The organism is Lysinibacillus sp. FSL R5-0849, from assembly GCF_038595075.1.
Taxonomy (GTDB): Bacteria; Bacillota; Bacilli; order Bacillales_A; family Planococcaceae; genus Lysinibacillus; species Lysinibacillus fusiformis.
This window is the reverse complement of the sequence record NZ_CP152004.1, coordinates 1,348,657-1,367,348: the sequence shown is the minus strand read 5'-3', so window position 1 is coordinate 1,367,348 and position 18,692 is coordinate 1,348,657. Positions and strand designations below refer to the sequence as shown.

The following is an 18,692-nucleotide window of genomic DNA, read 5'->3' as shown; positions in this document are numbered from 1 at the left end:
TTATAATGTTAAGCCACCATCAACTACTACGATAGAGCCTGTCATATAGCTTGCTTTGTCTGATGCTAGGAAAACAACCATTTCTGCTAATTCTTCTGGTTTAGCATAACGTCCCATTCTCATATTTGGAATTTCCTCTGGAATATAGCCCCCTGTTTCAAACATAGCAGTTACACTGTTTGTTAGCGCTGTTTCCACTCCACCAGGACAAATCGCATTGATTCGAATACCTTTTTTCACATACTCTAATGAAGCAGATTTTGTTAAACCAATAACTGCATGCTTACTTGCAGAATAAACAGCCATACTATGCTCGCTGCGAACACCAGCCGTTGAAGCTGTGTTTATAATAGAGCCGCTACCTTGTCCTTCCATAACTTTAATCACATGTTTTAAGCCAAGAAAAACTCCTTTTACGTTGATTGACATAATGCGATCATATTCACTATCAGCAATCTCTGTTAATGGGGAAATTTTTTGAATCACTCCTGCATTATTGAAAAACACATCAATACGACCGTATGTTTCAACGGCAGCATTCACATATTTCTTTACATCTTCACTTTTCGAAACATCAGCTTGAACGAAGATTCCCTCTCCGCCTTGTTCTTTCACCAATTTTAATGTTTCTTCTCCCGTTTCCTTGTTGAAATCAACGATCACGACTTTTGCACCGTTGCTAGCAAGCTTTAAACTGCTTGCTCTTCCAATACCGCTTCCAGCACCCGTTACTACGGCAATTTTATTTAAAAGTTCCATCTTCCATTCCTCCCTAGTATGTTGAATACATGGTCTATTTTATTGCTACTTTCCCCTTTTTTATTGTATTATTTTACACAAAATAGTACTTTCCCATTGTCTGTCCATAAAAATTGTAACTGCTTTCATTTTGAAAGCACCATGAAGAACTGAGGTGTGTAACACGTGAAAATATCCACTATCGACCTTCAATACATAAGTCAACTCGTTTATGAAACACATCATCTTCCTGTCTCTTATATTCATGCATCGGGAGAAATAATTTTTGAATATGCATCAGCGGAATGTCTCAATCATCCATCCTATCATTCTATAAAGGAACAATTGAAAATATATCCTTACCATACGTCTTCATCGGACTATCCGATTTTTTTCACAATCGCTAATTTTAATTTCTTCTTTATCAACCTCATCATAAACAAACAGCATTTAGGAGCCATAATTGTCGGTCCCTCTCTTTCACCACAATTGGAGGAAGCCACTTATCATGAGCACGAGCCGATTCCTACTCTTCATTATCAGCAGCGCTTAGCTATTAGTTTATTTGTTTATTATTCCATCTATCAGCGGAAATTAAATAAAACAGCGGTAATTCATTACAACCAAGAGCTAAAGCCTCTTATTCGTCATGAGGGACATACAGCGCTTTAGCTTTCGTATGCCAGAAGAAATGATATTGTTCATACAAATCTTTACTATGAAAAAATATTATTAGACAATGTGAAAAATGGGCGTATGGAGAAATTAACAGAAGTCTTGAACTATTCCATTGTTGAACAAGCGGAACTAGGCGTACTTTCAAAGCGTAATAATTTAAAAAGTGTCCAATATTTGATGATTACAGGGATTGCCCTAATTTGTCGTGCAGCAATTGAAGGTGGGTTAAACGAAGAAACAGCCTTTACACTAAGTGATTTTTACATTCAAAAACTAGAGGATCAAAATAGTATAATCGACATTCTTTCGTTAATGGAGGAAGCTATTTACGACTATACAAGTCGTGTAGCACAAGCCAAAACAAGGAAATATTCGGCTCCCATTACTACTTGTATTCATTATATTGAAAATCAATTATACGGAGATATAACACTCGATCAACTTTCAGCTATTTGCCATTTAAGCCCTAATTATCTTTCCTCCCTATTTAAAAAGGAAGTAGGGATTTCCTTTACTGAATATATTCAGCAGCAAAGGATTGATGAGGCGAAGAAGCTCTTAACATTTACAAACTATCCAATCTTAGATATCGGCTCTTTACTTAATTTCACTGACCAAAGCTATTTTATTAAAGTTTTCAAGAAATTTACGGGTATCACCCCTAAGCAAAATAGAACTAAATATGCTCATCATTAAAGGAGAGAAAATAATAAGTTGGTGGGAACTAGCTTTTATTTTCTCTTTCTTTTTGAAAGTACTAACAGAAACTTTTATCACATACCTTGTATTAAAACGTAATCATTACACTTTAAAGGTGGGGTATTTGTGGTACATCTTGCTTACTCTAAATATGGATTGAATTTTTGGTTCCTCTTCATTCTATTTATTAGCATTCTATCGCTAATCTTGTTCAACATCTCTGCACTGAACAATCTAAGCTCCTCTTTACTCAGTTTGAACACCATTTTTTTAAGTATTTTAATTGAGGCATTACCATTTGTCTTAATTGGGATACTCATTGCTGGCTTTATTCAAATTTTTATTACAGAGGAACATATCCAAAGGTGGATCCCTCGAAACCCTCTGTTGGCCGTTGTTATGAGCTGTCTTATAGGAGCCTTATTTCCAGCCTGTGAATGTGGAATTGTTCCGATTGTTAAAAGATTGATTGCCAAAGGGGTACCTATACATGCAGCTATGGGATTTATGTTAACTGGCCCGCTCATTAATCCAGTCGTTATTCTTTCTACCTATATGGCATTTGGCAATGATTTAAGAATAGCTAGCCTTCGGATGCTAATTGGCTTTGTCATTGCCATTGTAGTCGCATTACTCATCAGCTTGTTATTTAAAGGCTCACAATTTAAACGTTCCTTACAGCCCTATTCATTGACAACTACTAATCAACAAACATCCTTCGTCACAAAACTAATGAATATGTTTAAACATGCCATTGATGAATTTTTTGATGTGGGCAAATACCTCATTATTGGGGCGTTTTTAGCTGCCTTTGTGCAAACCTATGTATCTACCAAGGCACTCGTCGAAATTGGAGATGGTGTATCCTCTTCAATTTTGGTCATGATGGGCTTAGCCTTCATTTTATCCCTTTGTTCGGAGGCCGATGCCTTTATTGGCGCATCCTTTAGCGCAGTTTTCTCCACACCATCCATTCTTGCATTTCTTATTTTCGGACCGATGATTGACTTGAAAAATACTATCATGTTGATGAGCGTATTTCGCTTAAAATTTGTCTTCTCGTTAATCGCCTTAGTGGCTACAGTTGTCTACATTAGTATATGGATTCTTTCAGCGTATCTCTAAGGGGGTAAACTATGAAATTTCACGTGCAACAAGCACTAAGAGCCTTAATGCTCCTCGCTTTTTCGGCTATGATAGCCAATCTGCATTGGACCGGAGAACTAACAAAATTCATCAACCCTAAATATGAAGGCCTTAGTCAAACAGCTGCCGCTTTATTTTTTATACTTTTTCTTGTGCAATCAACAACAGTTATATCTTTCTCAAAGACTTCCCATCCATATCATCCAATCGGACAAGCTTGCTGCTCTAATCACGACCATGTTCACGCTCCTTCTACACGAAAAAAATGGCTAGCCTACCTTATTATCATAACCCCCATCATGACAGGCTTCTTCGTGCCAGCTAAAATTTTGGATGCTGCCATCGCTGATAAAAAGGGTGGTGCTTTTATGATCACTCAGCAAAATCAATCATCTAAAATAGAGGATTACCTGACTTCAAATGAAATGATCGATGAAAATATTTACGATGAGCATGATGCTGACCCCCGACTTCTGGAAGAAAAACAGGAGATGACGAAAAAACAATATGAACAATTAAAGCAACGGCTCTCACAACAGCCTATGCTGAAAATGACCGATGAGGACTATACCATTTACTATGAAGAAATCAATCAAAATTTGTCTAATTATTTAGGGAAGAAAATTCAAATAAAGGGCTTTGTTTTAAAAGAGGAAAGCTTTACAGAGCAGCAACTAGTTATTTCAAGATTTCTTATTACCCATTGTGTCGCTGATGCAAGTATCGTAGGCTTTCTAACAGAATTTCCTGAGGCACCTACGCTCACAGAAGATACATGGCTTGAAGTAGTCGGTACCATTGGTCAAACAACATATGGGGGGGCAAGCTTACCTGTCATCCATATTGATAATTGGGTAACAATTGAACTACCCGAATCACCCTATCTTTATCCTATTAATGTTCGGATGAGCTTCTAGCAAAAAAAGGGCAAAACTATTTGTTTGCCCTTTTTTGTTTATTTATTAGATAATTGCGCGTTTAAGCCTAAATGGGAGCTTAATGTACTACCTTCATATTCAGCTCGAAATAACCCACGCTCTATTAACAGAGGGATAACTTTGCTAAAGAATAAATCCAAAGATTTCGCAGGACCACCTGGAACAGCAATAAAGCCATCCAATGCCCCCTCCTCATAAAAAGTAACGATTTGATCGACAATATGCTGTGGTGTGCCGATTGCTACAAGATGTGCTGAACCAATTACTTCTGGACGAGCAAGCAGTACTTCAACTGATGGTTCATTTTCCATGATGTAACGACGAACAAGATCAGCATGTGTTCGACTGCGTACTTTTTGATTCTCGGGTGGTAACATATCCACTGTTACAGGATCATGTAGTGCCATATGTCGAATATTCAAACCAATGACTGACTCTAAAGCATCGTAACGACGCTCCAGGGTTAAATGTGCGTGTGCATGATGGTACATGTCTAATGCTTCTTCATATGTATCTCCAATAAAGAAATAGAGTCCTGGTAATAAACGTATATCATCTGCTGTACGTCCCACGTTAACAGCTCGTTTCCGTAAATCATTGCGCATTTCAATACCAACTTCCATAGCTGGTGTCGCCGCAAAAATGGCATTGGATACGGTTGCTGCAAATTGTCGCCCCACGTCCGATGCTCCTGCTTGAAATAATGGAATTTCTCCCGTCGGATGCATCGGTATATTTAACGGTCCCTTTATATGGAAAAACTCTCCCTCATGATTGATTGGCTTCATAAGTTCTTTTATTTTCTCTATATTGCCATCTGTTTCTAACATTTCATAAGGATTACTATGCCATAGCTGCTTCACAACCTTAGTACATTCAGCCGCTTTAGCATAACGCTCCTCTGAGGAAGGCATAGCCTCGTTACTAAAATTATAGGCACCATCAATGGAGGTCACGATATTCCATCCTACACGTCCCCCACTAATCCAATTCAAGGATTGTAATTGTCGGGCAATTAAATAGGGTGGTATAAAGGATGTAGAAATGGTAGTTACTAAACCTATTTGCTTCGTTTCTCTTGCCACTGCTGTCAATAAAAAGCTAGGGTCTAACCCAACTGTACCTTTTGTTTTAGCCATTAATTCTGGATGAGCCATTAAGTAATCTGCTTTAAATAAAAAATCTAATTTAGCCGCCTCCGCACGCTTCGCGAATGCAATATGCTCATCAATCAACACATCTTTCTCGCCATGTTTGTTTTGCACAGCTAGATGCATACCAATAATGAGATGTCTTTTCATGAATTCTCCACTCCCCTTAAATGAAAATGATTATCATTTTCATCATACTCATTCATGTATAAGATTGCAATGCCATTTGCCATAAAAAAGAGGTGCCTCAGTTGAATGAGCACCTAGACGTTATTATTTTAAACACTTACTATAAAGAGAAATATAGCTATTATCATAATAAAAGATATCACCAAAGGCAGTGGTATCCATGAAAAGTTTGACCTCTTTATTAACAGCTAGCCTATGGGTCATAAGCTTTAATAATGTGGATAGTTCCCCTAATTTCAATTCATCCAAATACTAGTTATAAATAAACATTTACGTTGTCGAGAAGTTAAATAGGCTTTGCAAAAACTTGTTTTTCAATAGGGTCCCAAAGGACAATTCCTACATCTTGTTGCTGATCAATGATCCGAACTGTAATGGGAATATAATCGATTAATATCCTATTTAAATTGGTACTTATGAGCTGTAATAGACCAATCAACTCTGGTTCATTTATAAGTGGAGCGTTCACCTCTATTTGAATATCTGTTAATTTACCTTCTTCATATCGTAGCTTGCCAAATATTTTTGGGTTTAAATGTTTAAATCCTTCCTGAATGTCCTCTTTGAAAAGTAATAATTTAGTATACATATTTTGATCTAAACTATATAACGCTTCCGAGGGGAATATATAAAATTTCTTATCTATTTCAGCCCATTTTATAATGGTAGCTTCCCCCTGAGCAATAAACGTTTCCGCTAAAAATACCCCTGGAATAATATCATTTATATTCGATTCTTGAAATAACGTAAGGTAAATAGGAACATTCGGTATTTTTACATTTCCCCTAATATCTTTAACTATTTTTTCAGCTACTTTTTTACCAAAGTTTTTGACATCATCGACACCATCATCGTTTTGGTCTACTTTCACTTGCCCAGTGTAAATTAAACCTTCATCATCAGTTACTCGTATGTCATAATATTCATTTAACGATATGGCGATCGACATGCCTTCCATTTTACTAGTTTCTTTATTAATAAAATTTTGTTCCAATACATGGGAAAGGATTAAGGGATACCTTTTTTCATCCTCTAAAACATTATCGGTTTTATTTTCGATAGTAGGGTTTAAACCCACATCATCATTTGTTTTTCTACTTAGCCATTGACTAATCGTTTCATCACTTAAATATTGACCTTCCTGCAAATAAAACTTATCAGTCGAAAATTGATGGATGGATAAATCCATTAAACCTCTTTCTATTTCATTCATATTTAATGCATTATTCATATTCTTGATTATGGAGCCTCTAGCAATATTAAATTTAGCAGGATGTTGAATTTCATAAGTTTCCTTTTTTTGAATAGACGATATATACTTTTTCTCATTGTTCGTGTCCCCCTCCATCTCACTATTACAAGCACTTAAAAGTAATAGGGGCGCCACCAAAAATAACATTCGTTTTCTTCTTTTCATCACGATTACTCCTCGATCATTATGATACATTTTAAATACCTTTATTTACCATAACAAATTTACCAAAATAAAACATCATTAACTTGAAATTTTCACCATTTTTGCCCCTTTTGTTGTTGCGATGTCACCCATCAAAAAAAGACTTATGTCCGTAAAGGAACATAAGTCTTACCAGGTTATTTTAGATGGTTAATTTTGATTAATTGTGGGTTTCAAATGCTACATTATTCATTCTTACTTTGCATTTTTATCTGGCTGATGAATACCAAATATATTGCCTTCCGTATCCTTATAGTATCCTTGCCATGCCATACCTGGTAATGCATACTTTGGCATAGCTACTTGGCCACCGTTTTCTAGAATTTTTGCTTCCGTTATATCATAACTTTCTACGCCCATCGTACAAGCGAATCCATTCATAGCTTGGTTAGGCTCTGGAGGCGGACCTTGACGTTGCATTAAAGCACCATCAATGCCATGCTCATCCTCAACACCTGTTACCGCTCCAAAATACGGCATTCCTGCGTAGTCACTCCAATCTTGAAATGACCAACCAAATACGTTCCCATAGAAATTCTTTGCCCTCTCCATGTCACTTACATGAATTTCAAAATGAACTAATCTCCCCATTGTATCCTCCTTCGATGCAAATATGTTTGAATACATTTACTATAAAGCATTTTTTATAAGATGAAAAATAAAATAATTATTAATTTTCTATCAATTCAATATTACATGATTTCAGATGAATCTCTAAAGCTACATGAAACTAATTTATAATTGACTATACACAGAAAATGCATCTGTTATATTATATTGTTCTGTTCGAGAATTCCCTTCAGCCCCTACTGTTACTAAGATGTATTCTTGTCCATTTATTGTAGCTAAACTTGCTAAACATAAACCCGCATCGTCTGTATAGCCTGTTTTCCCACCTAAAATTTCTCCGCCTGGTAATGCTCTTGTTGTCATATTTTGAAACATTTTATTTGTAAAGGTTATCCCCTCTGGATGACGATTTGTAGGTTTGATAGAATATCTTTCCGCTGTATACACTTGACGAAATTCATCATTTGTTAATGCATATTGCAAAAGTAAAGACATATCTTTGACAGTCGTATAATGCTCTGTATGATGCAATCCAGTAGTATTCATAAAATGAGTATTTTCCATGCCTAACTGTTGGGCCTTTTCATTCATCAAATTTACAAATTTTCTTTCCGAGCCAGCAATATATTCAGCTAAACCGATGGAAGCCTCAGCGCCTGATGGCAGCATAGAACCATATAATAAATCCTCTAGCGTAAGCTTTTCATTTGGGAGAAAGCCAGCAAGTGATGCGTTCGCTTCGTATAAATGATTAAATATATTATTCCCTAAAACAATTTCTTCCTGTAAATTAGGAATCTGCTCGATAGCCACTAAAACCGTCATCATTTTTGTTAATGACGCAGGGTAAATAACTTCCTCGCTATTTTTATCTATCAGAACTTTATTTTCATCCAAATTCACCAAAATAGCATTCGGGCTATATAAATTAACATTCATCATATCGCCACTCTTTGTTGGAATGTCAAACGATTGCGTGTTGACTTGTAAGGATACAGGCGTTTCTTTAGCCCATATAAAATAAACAAACATCATGACGAAAATGAATAGTATAGTTAAAATACCTTTTCTCTTGAACATATAAAAAACAACTCCTTCTCATTATGTCTTTATTCAAACATAAAAAGAGGAGCTTTATTTTAATTAACTATTAGTGAATTCTTAAGGTTCCTTAAGAATTACCCGGAATCATGACAGTAAAGATCGTTTTTTCGTTACTAGAAGTAGCTGTAATTGTTCCGCCATGGGCTTGTACAATTTCATTTGAAATAGCTAAACCTAGTCCAGCACCACCAGTTTGTGTGGACCTTGCATTATCTAAACGATAGAACTTTTCAAATATCATCTTTAGTTTTTCAGGAGGGATCGTCTTTCCTGTATTTGAAAACGAAATAAATGTCTCATTATTTTCTTTTTTAGCAGTAATTTCAATTGTACTATTAGGTTCACTATAGGCCATGGCATTTTTTAAAATATTATTAAATACTCTTGCTAATTTATTGCCATCTGCATAAATAGTAATATCTCCATCGATATGGACGATTGCCTTTTGACCTCTAGGTGTTAACAATGGGTAAAATTCATCGGCGACTTGCATCAACATATAGTTTAGAGGAATTGAATCTTTTTCTAAAATAATGGATTGTAAATTAAATCGAGTGATTTCAAAAAACTCATTGATTAAGTGCTCAAGCCTATAAGATTTTTCTAGCGTAATCGTTACATATTTTTCTTTTTGCTCCACAGGCATGTCCTTAGCCTCGTCTAAAAGGCTTAAGTAGCCAATAATCGAAGTCAAAGGGGTTTTAATATCATGTGCCAAATAAACAACAAGGTCATTCTTCCGTTGCTCTGCTTCTTGCGCATCTCTTGCCCGTTTTTCTAATTTATTTTTTACATCATTTAATTTTTTCTCCAAAAAATCTAGCTCAGGAGGTAGGTGGATTTCCTGTTCTGACTCGTCAGAAAGCATGGAGATACTTGAACTAATTTGATGAAAATAACGAGTAAAACGAGATAAGGCCATATAAAAAATAACGAGCAGTAATAAAATAAATCCTATCGTTAGCAAAAGGGGTTTATTTTGTTGGAATAATACAAAATAAGCTTGTCGGGCTGCATAATAATCTAATTGTAAAATATTTTCACAGAAGGACATAAAAGCATTAGCGAAAGGCGCTTGCAAAACACCATCGATGAGGGCGAAGTTGATAATCAAACCGAATATAATGGCCACAGCAAGAATAAAAATAATTTGTAAAACCATTTTCCTCTTCAGTCTTCCAAACTCATTTTTCAATTGTATACCCCACTCCCCAAACCGTTTTAATAAATTTAGGGTTCTCTACAGAATCTTTCATTTTCTCGCGCAAATGCCGAATATGAACCATAACTGTATTATTGCTATTGAAATATTTTTCTCCCCATATTTCCTGAAACAACTCTTCTGAGCTAATAACCTTTCCTCTATTCGAGCTTAAATACCATAATATAGAAAACTCTGTAGGTGTAAGGGATAATTGTCTTTCATTTAACAAGACTTGTCTCGTATTCTTGTTCATCATTAAACCTGCAAAATCAATCGTATCCTCATGTGGCTTCGAGCTTTGGTTGTATAACGTAAATCTTCGTAACTGTGCCTTAACGCGAGCGACCAACTCTAATGGTCGAAAAGGCTTTGTAATATAATCATCTGCTCCTAAAGAAAAGCCATTTATTTTATCAATTTCCTCTTCCTTAGCCGTCAGCATTATGACAGGGAAATTATAGGTTTCACGTATTTTTTGTAAAACGGTAAAGCCATCAATATGTGGCATCATAATATCTAAAATAGCTAAATCTAAACCTTCACGCTCCATACAAGCCAATGCTTCCTGAGCTGTATAATATTTAAATACATTATAATTTTCATTTTTTAAATAAAGCTCTATTAAATCTGCAATTTCTTTTTCATCGTCAACTACTAAAATATTCAAACAAACTGCTCCTCCTTCTATCCTCGAATTTCCCACGTTTTTTCACACGCATTATAGCACTTCCTTATTGCTATATCTATAAATAAGAGTAGTTTATTTTCGAAACCAACTAAAAAAAGATTCGGAAATAACATATTTCCAAATCTTTATAACGAAATAAAGGAAAGCCATTCTGTAAAGCTAATTGTTTTATAGCGCATTAATTTGAAGAATGGATGGCAGTAGGAGCAGATTTTTGGGACATATCTTGTTTTACTATTCTCCCTGGATAAAATTTCATTTGTTCATTTAATTTATTTTCTTTTGCTGTTATCGTAATAGGTTTCACTTTCAAGACAAGTGTTTTACTCCCTAAAGAAGATTGATACTTTTCGATATGTTTTTTCGATAATTGATTATGGTAATAGTTTGGTACATATTTATCAAGCATTGCCTGCATCGCAGCAGTTGCTTCATTTAAATCTGTTACTATTTCCACTTGACCATGCGCAACCACACTCATATATGCTGTATCCGTTTCAGCAGGAATGGGGTCTACCATTGTTCCAAAAGTTTCGCATACTGTGATACATGCATGTGGATTGGTCTCGATAATATTTATTTTTCTCCCCTCATTCGCTCCATGAAAATAAAAATATTCATCTTTAAAGACATAATTAAATGGAATAACATATGGCATTTGTTCATCCACTAAACCAAGAAAAGCAGTTTGTGCGACCTCTAAAAATTGTTTTATTTGGTTGTCATCTGTACAGGCTCTTAGATGCACTCGAATGTCCGTTTTCATTTTTTAACCCCCTATTTCTCTTCTACAGAGGAGTCTACAGCAGGAAGGGCGCCTACGAAAGGGACAGTTTGATGAAAACCTGTGGGTACAACTTCAAACTATTTAATGTAAAGAGACTCTAATTCCTCATTCACTCACCCGAATCTCGATAAAATAACTTTAGCTGTGCCACAATCATAATGCTAATAACGACAAGTAAAAACCAAGAACTGATTTTCCCAAAATGAACAATCGTCCAGGCTACTTCTTGATTAGGGTATGACCATGCACCAAAAAATGTAGCAATATTTTCAGCAATCCAAATGAAAAACCCTATTAAAAAGAAAGATACGACAATCGGCATTTGATAGATGTTTTTGCGTACGGTAAATTTGACAACTGTACGGTAAAACACAATGAAAAGTAACACCATTAACAGCCATCTTAAATCGTAAATAAAATGGTGTGTGAAAAAATTCAAGTAAATCATGGCACCTAGTGGAATAGCAATATAACTCTTTGGCCAATTGACAATCTTTAAATCAAACCTGCGCCACGCCTGGCAAATATAGCTGGCTACACTTGCATACATAAAGCCACTATATAATGGCACACCTCCAATTTTTGACCAAGCCTCTTCTGGATAAGACCAAGAATTAACATTCACTTTATAGAGTTCAAGAACAAACCCAATAATATGAAACAGACAAATCACTTTTATTTCATCTTTCGTTTCTAGACCAAATTTATACATCAAGTATTGTGTCACAAGACAGATTATTAAAATGAAATCGTATCTTGCAACGCCTGGTATATGAATTACTTTTGAGAGCGCGAGAGTAATAAATATTACGACAGGAAAAATACAAGATAATGATTGATGGTACGTAAAGTAGCCTAAGTCTTTCAAAAAATTCTTCATCATACATTCACCTCAGTAATGATACAAAGTATGAGGAACTTAGCGTGCAAAACTAAATTCTTCTTGTATGAAGAATATACGATAAATTATCTAATTTCAATATTTTTTTATCGAATAACGATAAAATATTTCACTTTTTATTGGAACAATTTTTTATGAGATACGTCCTTCATTTTTCTAAATTTGTGGGATTGAGGAGGAAAAATAGAAAAGAGTAGCCGTCTTAGCAGCTACTCCCCTACTTAAAGATACATTTTTTGATCTAATTTTAACTGTACTTCTTGTTGGCTTATTTTTATCGCCTTAGTCTTCTTCACTTTTAAGTAATAAACGATGTAACAGCCGATAAAGAATGCTCCACCACAATAAAGTGCTAATCGTTGCGATGGATCAAATGCCAAGCTCGCCATAACAATACAGTTTGCGACTAAACCGATAATTGGAATGATTGGATAAAGTGGAGCTTTGAATTTTAAATCCTCCACTTTTCCCCCTTGTCGCACATAAGATCGTCTAAAGGCGATTTGTGATGCTGTAATTGCAATCCAGCCTATTTGAGCGCCTAAACCTGCTAGCGATAAAAGCCAAACAAAAACTGTTTTTGCAGCGAAAACACTAGACAGAAGTGATAATCCGGCTACAGCAAGTGTTATTAATAATGCGTTCATAGGAATCCCTCTCTTATTAACCTTCCCTAAAAGTGGGCTAGCCATTTTTTCAACGGAAAGAGAGAATAACATACGCGTTGCTGCATATAGACCAGAGTTAGCAACCGATAATAACGCTGTTAAAATAACGAAGTTCATGATGTCAGCCGCATAAGGTATACCTATACTATCCAATACAACTACAAATGGGCTTTCAACAACTCCCGCTTTATCCATAGGAATCATACCTGCAAGCACAACCACGGATAGAACAAAGAAGAAAAGTGTACGCCATACGGTTTGTTTAATAGATTTAGGAATCGTTTTTTCCGGATTTTCACTTTCCCCTGCAGCAATACCAATTAACTCTGTTCCTTGGAATGAAAAATTCACAGTGATCATCGTTATAAGCAATGCTGTTACACCATTTGGAAATAGTCCACCCTCATAAAAATGAGTAAGGAATGGGGCCTCCGTTCCATCCTTCATATCGATCAAGCCAAACATAGCTGCTCCCCCAACTCCTAGGAACATAATGATGGCCAAAATTTTAATGCTAGAAAAGACAAACTCTGCTTCACCAAATGCCTTTGCTGATAAACCATTTAACAAAAAGAGCAGTGCCCCGAATATTAAACACCACATCCATACTGGTGATTCAGGAAACCATCTTTGCATAAGTTGTCCAGCGCCTAAAAATTCAAGGGCAACCGTTACTGCCCAACCTAGCCAATAAAGCCAGCCAACAGCAAAACCAGTAGCAGGACCTATAAATTTCGTCGTGTATGTTTGAAATGAACCAGATACTGGCATAGCCACTGATAATTCACCTAAACAAAGCATCGTTAGATACATCACTAATCCGCCTACTAAATAAGAAAGAATGGCGCCAGTTGGTCCGGCTTGATTAATGGTAAAGCCTGATCCAAGGAAAAACCCCGTTCCTATACAACCCCCAAGTGAGATCATAAACAAGTGTCTAGCTTTCATACTTCTTTTTAATTCATATTGTTCTGATGCCATAAAAAAACCCCTTATGCTATTACCTTGTAAGCACTTACTTTTGTAAGTACAAAAAGATAACTAGTAGAAATATCAATAGATTTGATTTATAAAATTTAATCTATTTTGTGAACAGTCAATTTTCTGACAAATAAAAGTTCCCGTTTAGTCTAGAGCATTAATTCGTTCTATTGTAAACTATAATGAGGGAGAGCAATTTTCTAATATTCGGTTGTGCCGACCTAATTTTATTAAAAAAGTTCTTCCTTATAGGCTCATTCATCTTCCCAATCGTTTGCTTAAAGTAATGTATCGCCAAAGAGTGAGCTGATTAAAGCTACGGCAGCGATAGCTGTTTTATTATATTGATCTAAAACTGGGTTTGTCTCTACAAACTCTGCAGAAGTAATAATATTTGCTTCTGATAGCATTTCCATAGCAAGATGACTTTCTCGGTAGCTAATACCACCTGCCACTGGAGTTCCTACACCTGGAGCATCATTAGGATCAAGGCCATCTAAATCTAAAGATAAATGGACACCGTCAGTGCGTTCCTTTAAATATTCAATCGTTTCGGACATTACTGTCGTCATGCCCAAACGATCGATTTCATGCATCGTATACACCTTAATGCCAATTTCCTTAATTAGTTGTTTCTCACCTGGATCTAAATCACGTGCCCCAATAATAACAACATTTTCAGGCTTCACTTTTGGCGCATAGCCACCAATATTCGTAAGTGCCGGATGACCAAGTCCTAAGCTTACTGCCAAAGACATTCCATGAATATTACCTGAAGGTGATGTTTCACCTGTATTTAAATCACCATGGGCATCATACCAAATAACGCCTAGATTCTCATAATGTTTGGAAACACCTGCTAATGTACCAATGGCAATACTATGATCTCCACCTAAAACTAAAGGAAAGCGTTTTGAGGAAATAACTTGATCTACTTTTTGACCAAGCTTGTCATTAGCATCAGCTACAGTTTTTAAATTTTTTAAGTTAGTTGTTGCCTCTATTTCTACATCTTTATGAACGAGTTCGATAGTCAGATCCCCTTCGTCCTGAATGGAATATCCAAGACCCTCAAGTCGATCTGTTAGACCAGCATATCGAATGGCACTCGGCCCCATGTCGACTCCTCTTCTCGTTTGACCCAAATCCATTGGCACCCCAATAATTGTCACTTCTTTACGCATAATAATTTTCTCCTCTCCAATAATTACTTTCACAGTATAAAGAAAATGAAAAATTGACTCAACTCGACATTATTTTTAATTTTTATACAGTTTGGATTATTAAAAACATAGATTTCATCATGCATAAATGAATGCATAAACAGCAAAGTAATGAATACACAAACAATATTTTACAATTTCACATCATTTATTGTCAGAAATTTCAAAAACAGAACAGTGAAACTATTCTTTTTTTATAGTTTTTTTTGAAAATTTTCAAGGTAATTTAAGGTTTCAACACTATTTAATGTCATAATATTGAAAATACATCCTATTTTGTTTATGTTAGGCACTCTTTTTTTCTACTAAAAATTTTATTTAAAATAGCTTTAGTCGATTATTTGGACAGAAAAAAAGCCCTACGACGTAGCTAGTAGGGCCTTAAAACTGCTAAGTTTTTAATAATTTTAAAATACTATTCAAACACGTTTCTTTATAATATTGATGTTGTTCTTCTAAATCATCGGTTAACCATTGTATCAAAGAACCATCAATCATCGCCCTTACCATTTTTGCACTTGCTAAGGAATCCATATCTTCACAAAACACACCTTCATGCTGTCCTAACTCAATAATTTCTTGTCCAATTCCCCAACAATTCTCATAAAATTTTAAGTTTATTTTTTTATAGGCTTCATTTCCATTCGCTTGGGCTAAAAAATCTAAATACACTCTGTAAAATTTTTTATTGTCCTGAGGGGATACAAAAACAGCATTTATATAGGCATGAAGTTTTTCTATTGCCTTCTCGTATTTGGCAATTTCTTTTATTTCAAAACTATAGATTTTGTTTGTTGTGGATTCCAGTAATTCTAATAATATGTTTTGCTTGCTCGTAAAGTAATAGTGAACGACACCTTTCGAAACATCTGCATGATCGGCAATATCTTGTAATGTAACATTATCATAGCCTAAATTTGAAACAGCCTCAAAGGCTGCTTTCATTATTTGTTTCTTTCGTTCTTCCTCTTTCTTTTTCATAAAAGCCTCCAATGACTTGATACAAGTCATTATACATGAACAGAGTGCCATTTCCAATTTTATATTGACCGGTCAGAATAATTTTGATACTGTTTAATGGAATTATATTGTAGGAGGATGTTTAGGATGACATTAGAAAACTTTAAAGCGTTGGTAGTCAATCAAGATGAGAATTTTTCGGTGAAAGTTAATAATCTTACTGTAAATGATCTACCAAATGGTGAAGTATTAATTAAAGTAAGCTACTCTGGCATTAATTATAAAGACAGTTTAGCAACTATACCAGACGGTAAAATCGTTACTTCCTATCCTTTCGTACCCGGTATTGATTTAGCTGGGATTGTTGTATCCTCTGAAGATCCCCGTTTCCATGAAGGTGACGAGGTAATTGCAACAAGCTATGAAATTGGCGTAGCCCACTTTGGAGGATTTAGTGAGTACGCTCGTATTCCTTCTAAATGGATTGTTCCACTTCCAAGCGGTCTATCTCTCAAAGAGGCGATGATTATAGGAACAGCCGGATTTACAGCTGCTTTGTCTATTCAAAGACTCGAAGAAAATGGCATTAATCCTGAGAAAGGAAAAGTCCTTGTTACGGGTGCAACTGGGGGTGTAGGCAGTTTTGCTGTCTCGATTCTTTCAACACTAGGTTATCAAGTAGAAGCAAGTACAGGAAAAGATTCAGAACATGAATACTTGAATAACCTTGGAGCCACTTCAATTGTAGATCGTGGAGACGTATTTGATGGGAAAATTAGAGCGTTAGGCAAACAAAAATGGGCTGCAGCTGTCGATTCTGTTGGAGGAGAGCCACTTGCCTCTTTATTGAGCCAAATTCAGTATGGAGGTGCAGTTGCTAGCAGTGGGTTAACAGCAGGAACAAACCTTCCTACAAGTGTCTTCCCCTTCATTTTAAGAGGCGTGAATTTACTTGGAATTGATTCTGTTTATTGTCCAATGGATGTACGATTGAAAATATGGAATCGTTTAGCGACAGATTTTAAACCGACAAACCTTGAAAGCTTCATTCATCAAGAGGTAACATTGCAGCAACTTCCAGATGTTTTACCTATGTTACTGAAAGGTCAAGCAAGAGGTAGATTCCTTGTGAAATTATAAATAAATTAAACGAAGCCTTCTTACAAATGAATGTAGGAAGGCTTTTATCATGCTACTTTCATTCCTACAAGCTACTATGCCTCAGCATGGTAGCTTTTTTTGTTTGACATCTACCTGACATAAAAGCTCTTTATAGTAAGCCATGAACGTATCACTAGTTGCTTCTAGTCAAGCGTTATAAAAAATTGTCTAAATTCATGTTCTCAAACATACCATTAATGTATATGAGCATTAAATTCAGGGAACTCAAAAACTATCAACTATTTTTGGAGATGATCATATGAAACGAGCACATATTGATGAATTAAATATTACTAGAGCCTTAGCTATACTAGCTGTACTTCTTATCCATTCTACTAGTACACCTGTTACAGCTTTATCCAGCGAATCAAGACTCTACTCCATTTACGTATTTTTGAATATTTTTCCCAAATTCGCTGTCCCTGTTTTTATTTTTTTAAGTGGGTTTGTTTTATTTTACAACTATATACAAAAGGATTTCACAAAAACACTGATTGTTCGTTTTTATAAAAAAAGAGTTACCCAAATACTTATTCCCTATCTCTTTTTTTCCGTCTTTTATTATGCGGCCATGCAATTTTATGTGACACATGATTTTTCATTAACATGGCACGCCCTTTTTAGTGTTGAATTTCTTGAGAAACTACTAATTGGAAAAACATATACTCATTTATACTATATATTTATTATGGTGCAGTTCTATCTATTGTTCCCATTATTCTTATATATTTTAAAGAAAAAACCCGCCCTATCCCCTCACCTGATATGGATAGGACTAGCTCTTCAATGGATTTTTATCCAATTTAATGCTGAGTTTTGGCAGTATCCATTCAGAGGGAGTATTTCATTCTCTTATATACTTTATTTCCTGGCTGGTGCATTTTTAGGAATTTATTTTGAAAAGTATAAACGATGGTTCCAGCTAACAAAAGAAAACTTCCCTGTTTCTATATATTTCATTTGGGCTATTTGGTTATTTTCTACTATTTATAATATTTATCTATATTATTTTGTTTACTCATCCCAAACCTATTTAGCCAACAGTATCGTATTTGAACTAGTTTTTCAGCTCCAATCTTTATCGGCCTGTATTGTAGTGTTACAACTTTCCTTCTGGATTTATGAAAGAGGGAATAAAACCTTTGTAAATGCCCTTATTAACCTTGGGACACTATCATTTGGCATTTATTTATTACATCCTTTTTTCCTCTTACTTTATCGTCAAATACCTGTAAGTGGCAATAGTCTCTTATTTCATGTTTGGAGTGTGGGAGGCTTTATAGTTGCTCTATTTGCTACATGGATTGTAGTATTTCTGGTGGGAAAATATATTAAATATCATTGGATTGCATTCGGACCGATTCCGAAAGAGTTTCCTTATAAATAATGTTGCCTATTATAATAGTAGAAACTATGTGGACTAACAAAAAAGCCCTGTGGAAATCCTAGG

Annotated in this window: 18 protein-coding genes; 6 read left to right on the top strand and 12 right to left on the bottom strand. The window is 35.4% G+C overall.

The features are described from left to right. Positions 1 to 759 carry a glucose 1-dehydrogenase gene (locus MKY80_RS06450; RefSeq protein WP_089985507.1) on the bottom strand — a complete coding sequence of 253 codons (759 nt, stop codon included), beginning with the start codon at positions 757 to 759 and terminating at the stop codon, positions 1 to 3. Between the two features lie 165 nt (positions 760 to 924). Between MKY80_RS06450 and MKY80_RS06445 the strand changes: the two genes are divergently transcribed. The 4 genes from MKY80_RS06445 to MKY80_RS06430 all read left to right on the top strand — a co-directional run bounded on the left by MKY80_RS06445 (position 925) and on the right by MKY80_RS06430 (position 4,178). Beyond that, positions 925 to 1,410 carry a hypothetical protein gene (locus tag MKY80_RS06445; protein ID WP_342532367.1) on the top strand — a complete coding sequence of 162 codons (486 nt, stop codon included), beginning with the start codon at positions 925 to 927 and terminating at the stop codon, positions 1,408 to 1,410. Positions 1,411 to 1,494: 84 nt separating this feature from the next. After that, the gene (locus MKY80_RS06440; RefSeq protein ID WP_342532366.1) at positions 1,495 to 2,112 is read left to right on the top strand and encodes an AraC family transcriptional regulator; all 618 of its coding nucleotides are present in this window, start codon (positions 1,495 to 1,497) and stop codon (positions 2,110 to 2,112) included. A gap of 189 nt (positions 2,113 to 2,301) precedes the next feature. Next, positions 2,302 to 3,240, top strand: a complete 939-nt coding sequence (locus MKY80_RS06435; RefSeq protein WP_342533010.1) for a permease — start codon at positions 2,302 to 2,304, stop codon at positions 3,238 to 3,240. A gap of 11 nt (positions 3,241 to 3,251) precedes the next feature. Beyond that, a complete protein-coding gene (locus MKY80_RS06430) occupies positions 3,252 to 4,178 on the top strand; it encodes a TIGR03943 family protein (protein WP_089985503.1) in 927 nt (308 codons plus the stop codon). Positions 4,179 to 4,216: 38 nt separating this feature from the next. On the opposite strand, the gene MKY80_RS06425 is transcribed toward MKY80_RS06430, so the two are convergent. The 11 genes from MKY80_RS06425 to MKY80_RS06375 form a co-directional block, all read right to left on the bottom strand. Next, positions 4,217 to 5,476, bottom strand: coding sequence for an NtaA/DmoA family FMN-dependent monooxygenase (locus MKY80_RS06425; RefSeq protein WP_258954917.1), 1,260 nt, complete (start codon positions 5,474 to 5,476; stop codon positions 4,217 to 4,219). 349 nt (positions 5,477 to 5,825) lie between these two features. Then, a complete protein-coding gene (locus MKY80_RS06420) occupies positions 5,826 to 6,956 on the bottom strand; it encodes a CamS family sex pheromone protein (protein WP_171365228.1) in 1,131 nt (376 codons plus the stop codon). A 234-nt stretch (positions 6,957 to 7,190) separates the two neighbouring features. Beyond that, positions 7,191 to 7,586, bottom strand: coding sequence for a VOC family protein (locus tag MKY80_RS06415; RefSeq protein WP_043989750.1), 396 nt, complete (start codon positions 7,584 to 7,586; stop codon positions 7,191 to 7,193). Positions 7,587 to 7,730: 144 nt separating this feature from the next. After that, positions 7,731 to 8,645, bottom strand: coding sequence for a serine hydrolase (locus MKY80_RS06410; protein ID WP_089985498.1), 915 nt, complete (start codon positions 8,643 to 8,645; stop codon positions 7,731 to 7,733). Between the two features lie 91 nt (positions 8,646 to 8,736). Further along, positions 8,737 to 9,831 (bottom strand): HAMP domain-containing sensor histidine kinase, encoded by a 1,095-nt coding sequence (locus tag MKY80_RS06405; RefSeq protein WP_342533008.1) that lies wholly within the window; start codon positions 9,829 to 9,831, stop codon positions 8,737 to 8,739. 22 nt (positions 9,832 to 9,853) lie between these two features. Beyond that, positions 9,854 to 10,540, bottom strand: coding sequence for a VanR-ABDEGLN family response regulator transcription factor (gene vanR / locus MKY80_RS06400; protein ID WP_089985493.1), 687 nt, complete (start codon positions 10,538 to 10,540; stop codon positions 9,854 to 9,856). 199 nt (positions 10,541 to 10,739) lie between these two features. Continuing rightward, positions 10,740 to 11,327 (bottom strand): pyridoxamine 5'-phosphate oxidase family protein, encoded by a 588-nt coding sequence (locus tag MKY80_RS06395; protein WP_008174398.1) that lies wholly within the window; start codon positions 11,325 to 11,327, stop codon positions 10,740 to 10,742. A gap of 130 nt (positions 11,328 to 11,457) precedes the next feature. After that, entirely contained in the window at positions 11,458 to 12,231 is a 774-nt protein-coding gene (locus MKY80_RS06390; protein ID WP_342532365.1) for a DUF817 domain-containing protein, read from the bottom strand. A gap of 239 nt (positions 12,232 to 12,470) precedes the next feature. Beyond that, positions 12,471 to 13,898: an amino acid permease gene (locus MKY80_RS06385; protein ID WP_008174402.1), complete on the bottom strand. Its 1,428-nt coding sequence runs from the start codon at positions 13,896 to 13,898 to the stop codon at positions 12,471 to 12,473. Positions 13,899 to 14,176: 278 nt separating this feature from the next. Next, on the bottom strand, positions 14,177 to 15,082 hold the full coding sequence (rocF, locus tag MKY80_RS06380; RefSeq protein ID WP_089985488.1) for an arginase: 906 nt from the start codon (positions 15,080 to 15,082) through the stop codon (positions 14,177 to 14,179). Positions 15,083 to 15,511: 429 nt separating this feature from the next. Next, a complete protein-coding gene (locus tag MKY80_RS06375; RefSeq protein ID WP_043989754.1) occupies positions 15,512 to 16,102 on the bottom strand; it encodes a TetR/AcrR family transcriptional regulator in 591 nt (196 codons plus the stop codon). Positions 16,103 to 16,228: 126 nt separating this feature from the next. Between MKY80_RS06375 and MKY80_RS06370 the strand changes: the two genes are divergently transcribed. Both MKY80_RS06370 and MKY80_RS06365 read left to right on the top strand, forming a co-directional pair. Next, entirely contained in the window at positions 16,229 to 17,221 is a 993-nt protein-coding gene (locus tag MKY80_RS06370; protein ID WP_008174407.1) for an acryloyl-CoA reductase, read from the top strand. Positions 17,222 to 17,501: 280 nt separating this feature from the next. After that, positions 17,502 to 18,629 (top strand): acyltransferase, encoded by a 1,128-nt coding sequence (locus tag MKY80_RS06365; RefSeq protein ID WP_107921753.1) that lies wholly within the window; start codon positions 17,502 to 17,504, stop codon positions 18,627 to 18,629. Positions 18,630 to 18,692 lie beyond the last annotated feature (63 nt).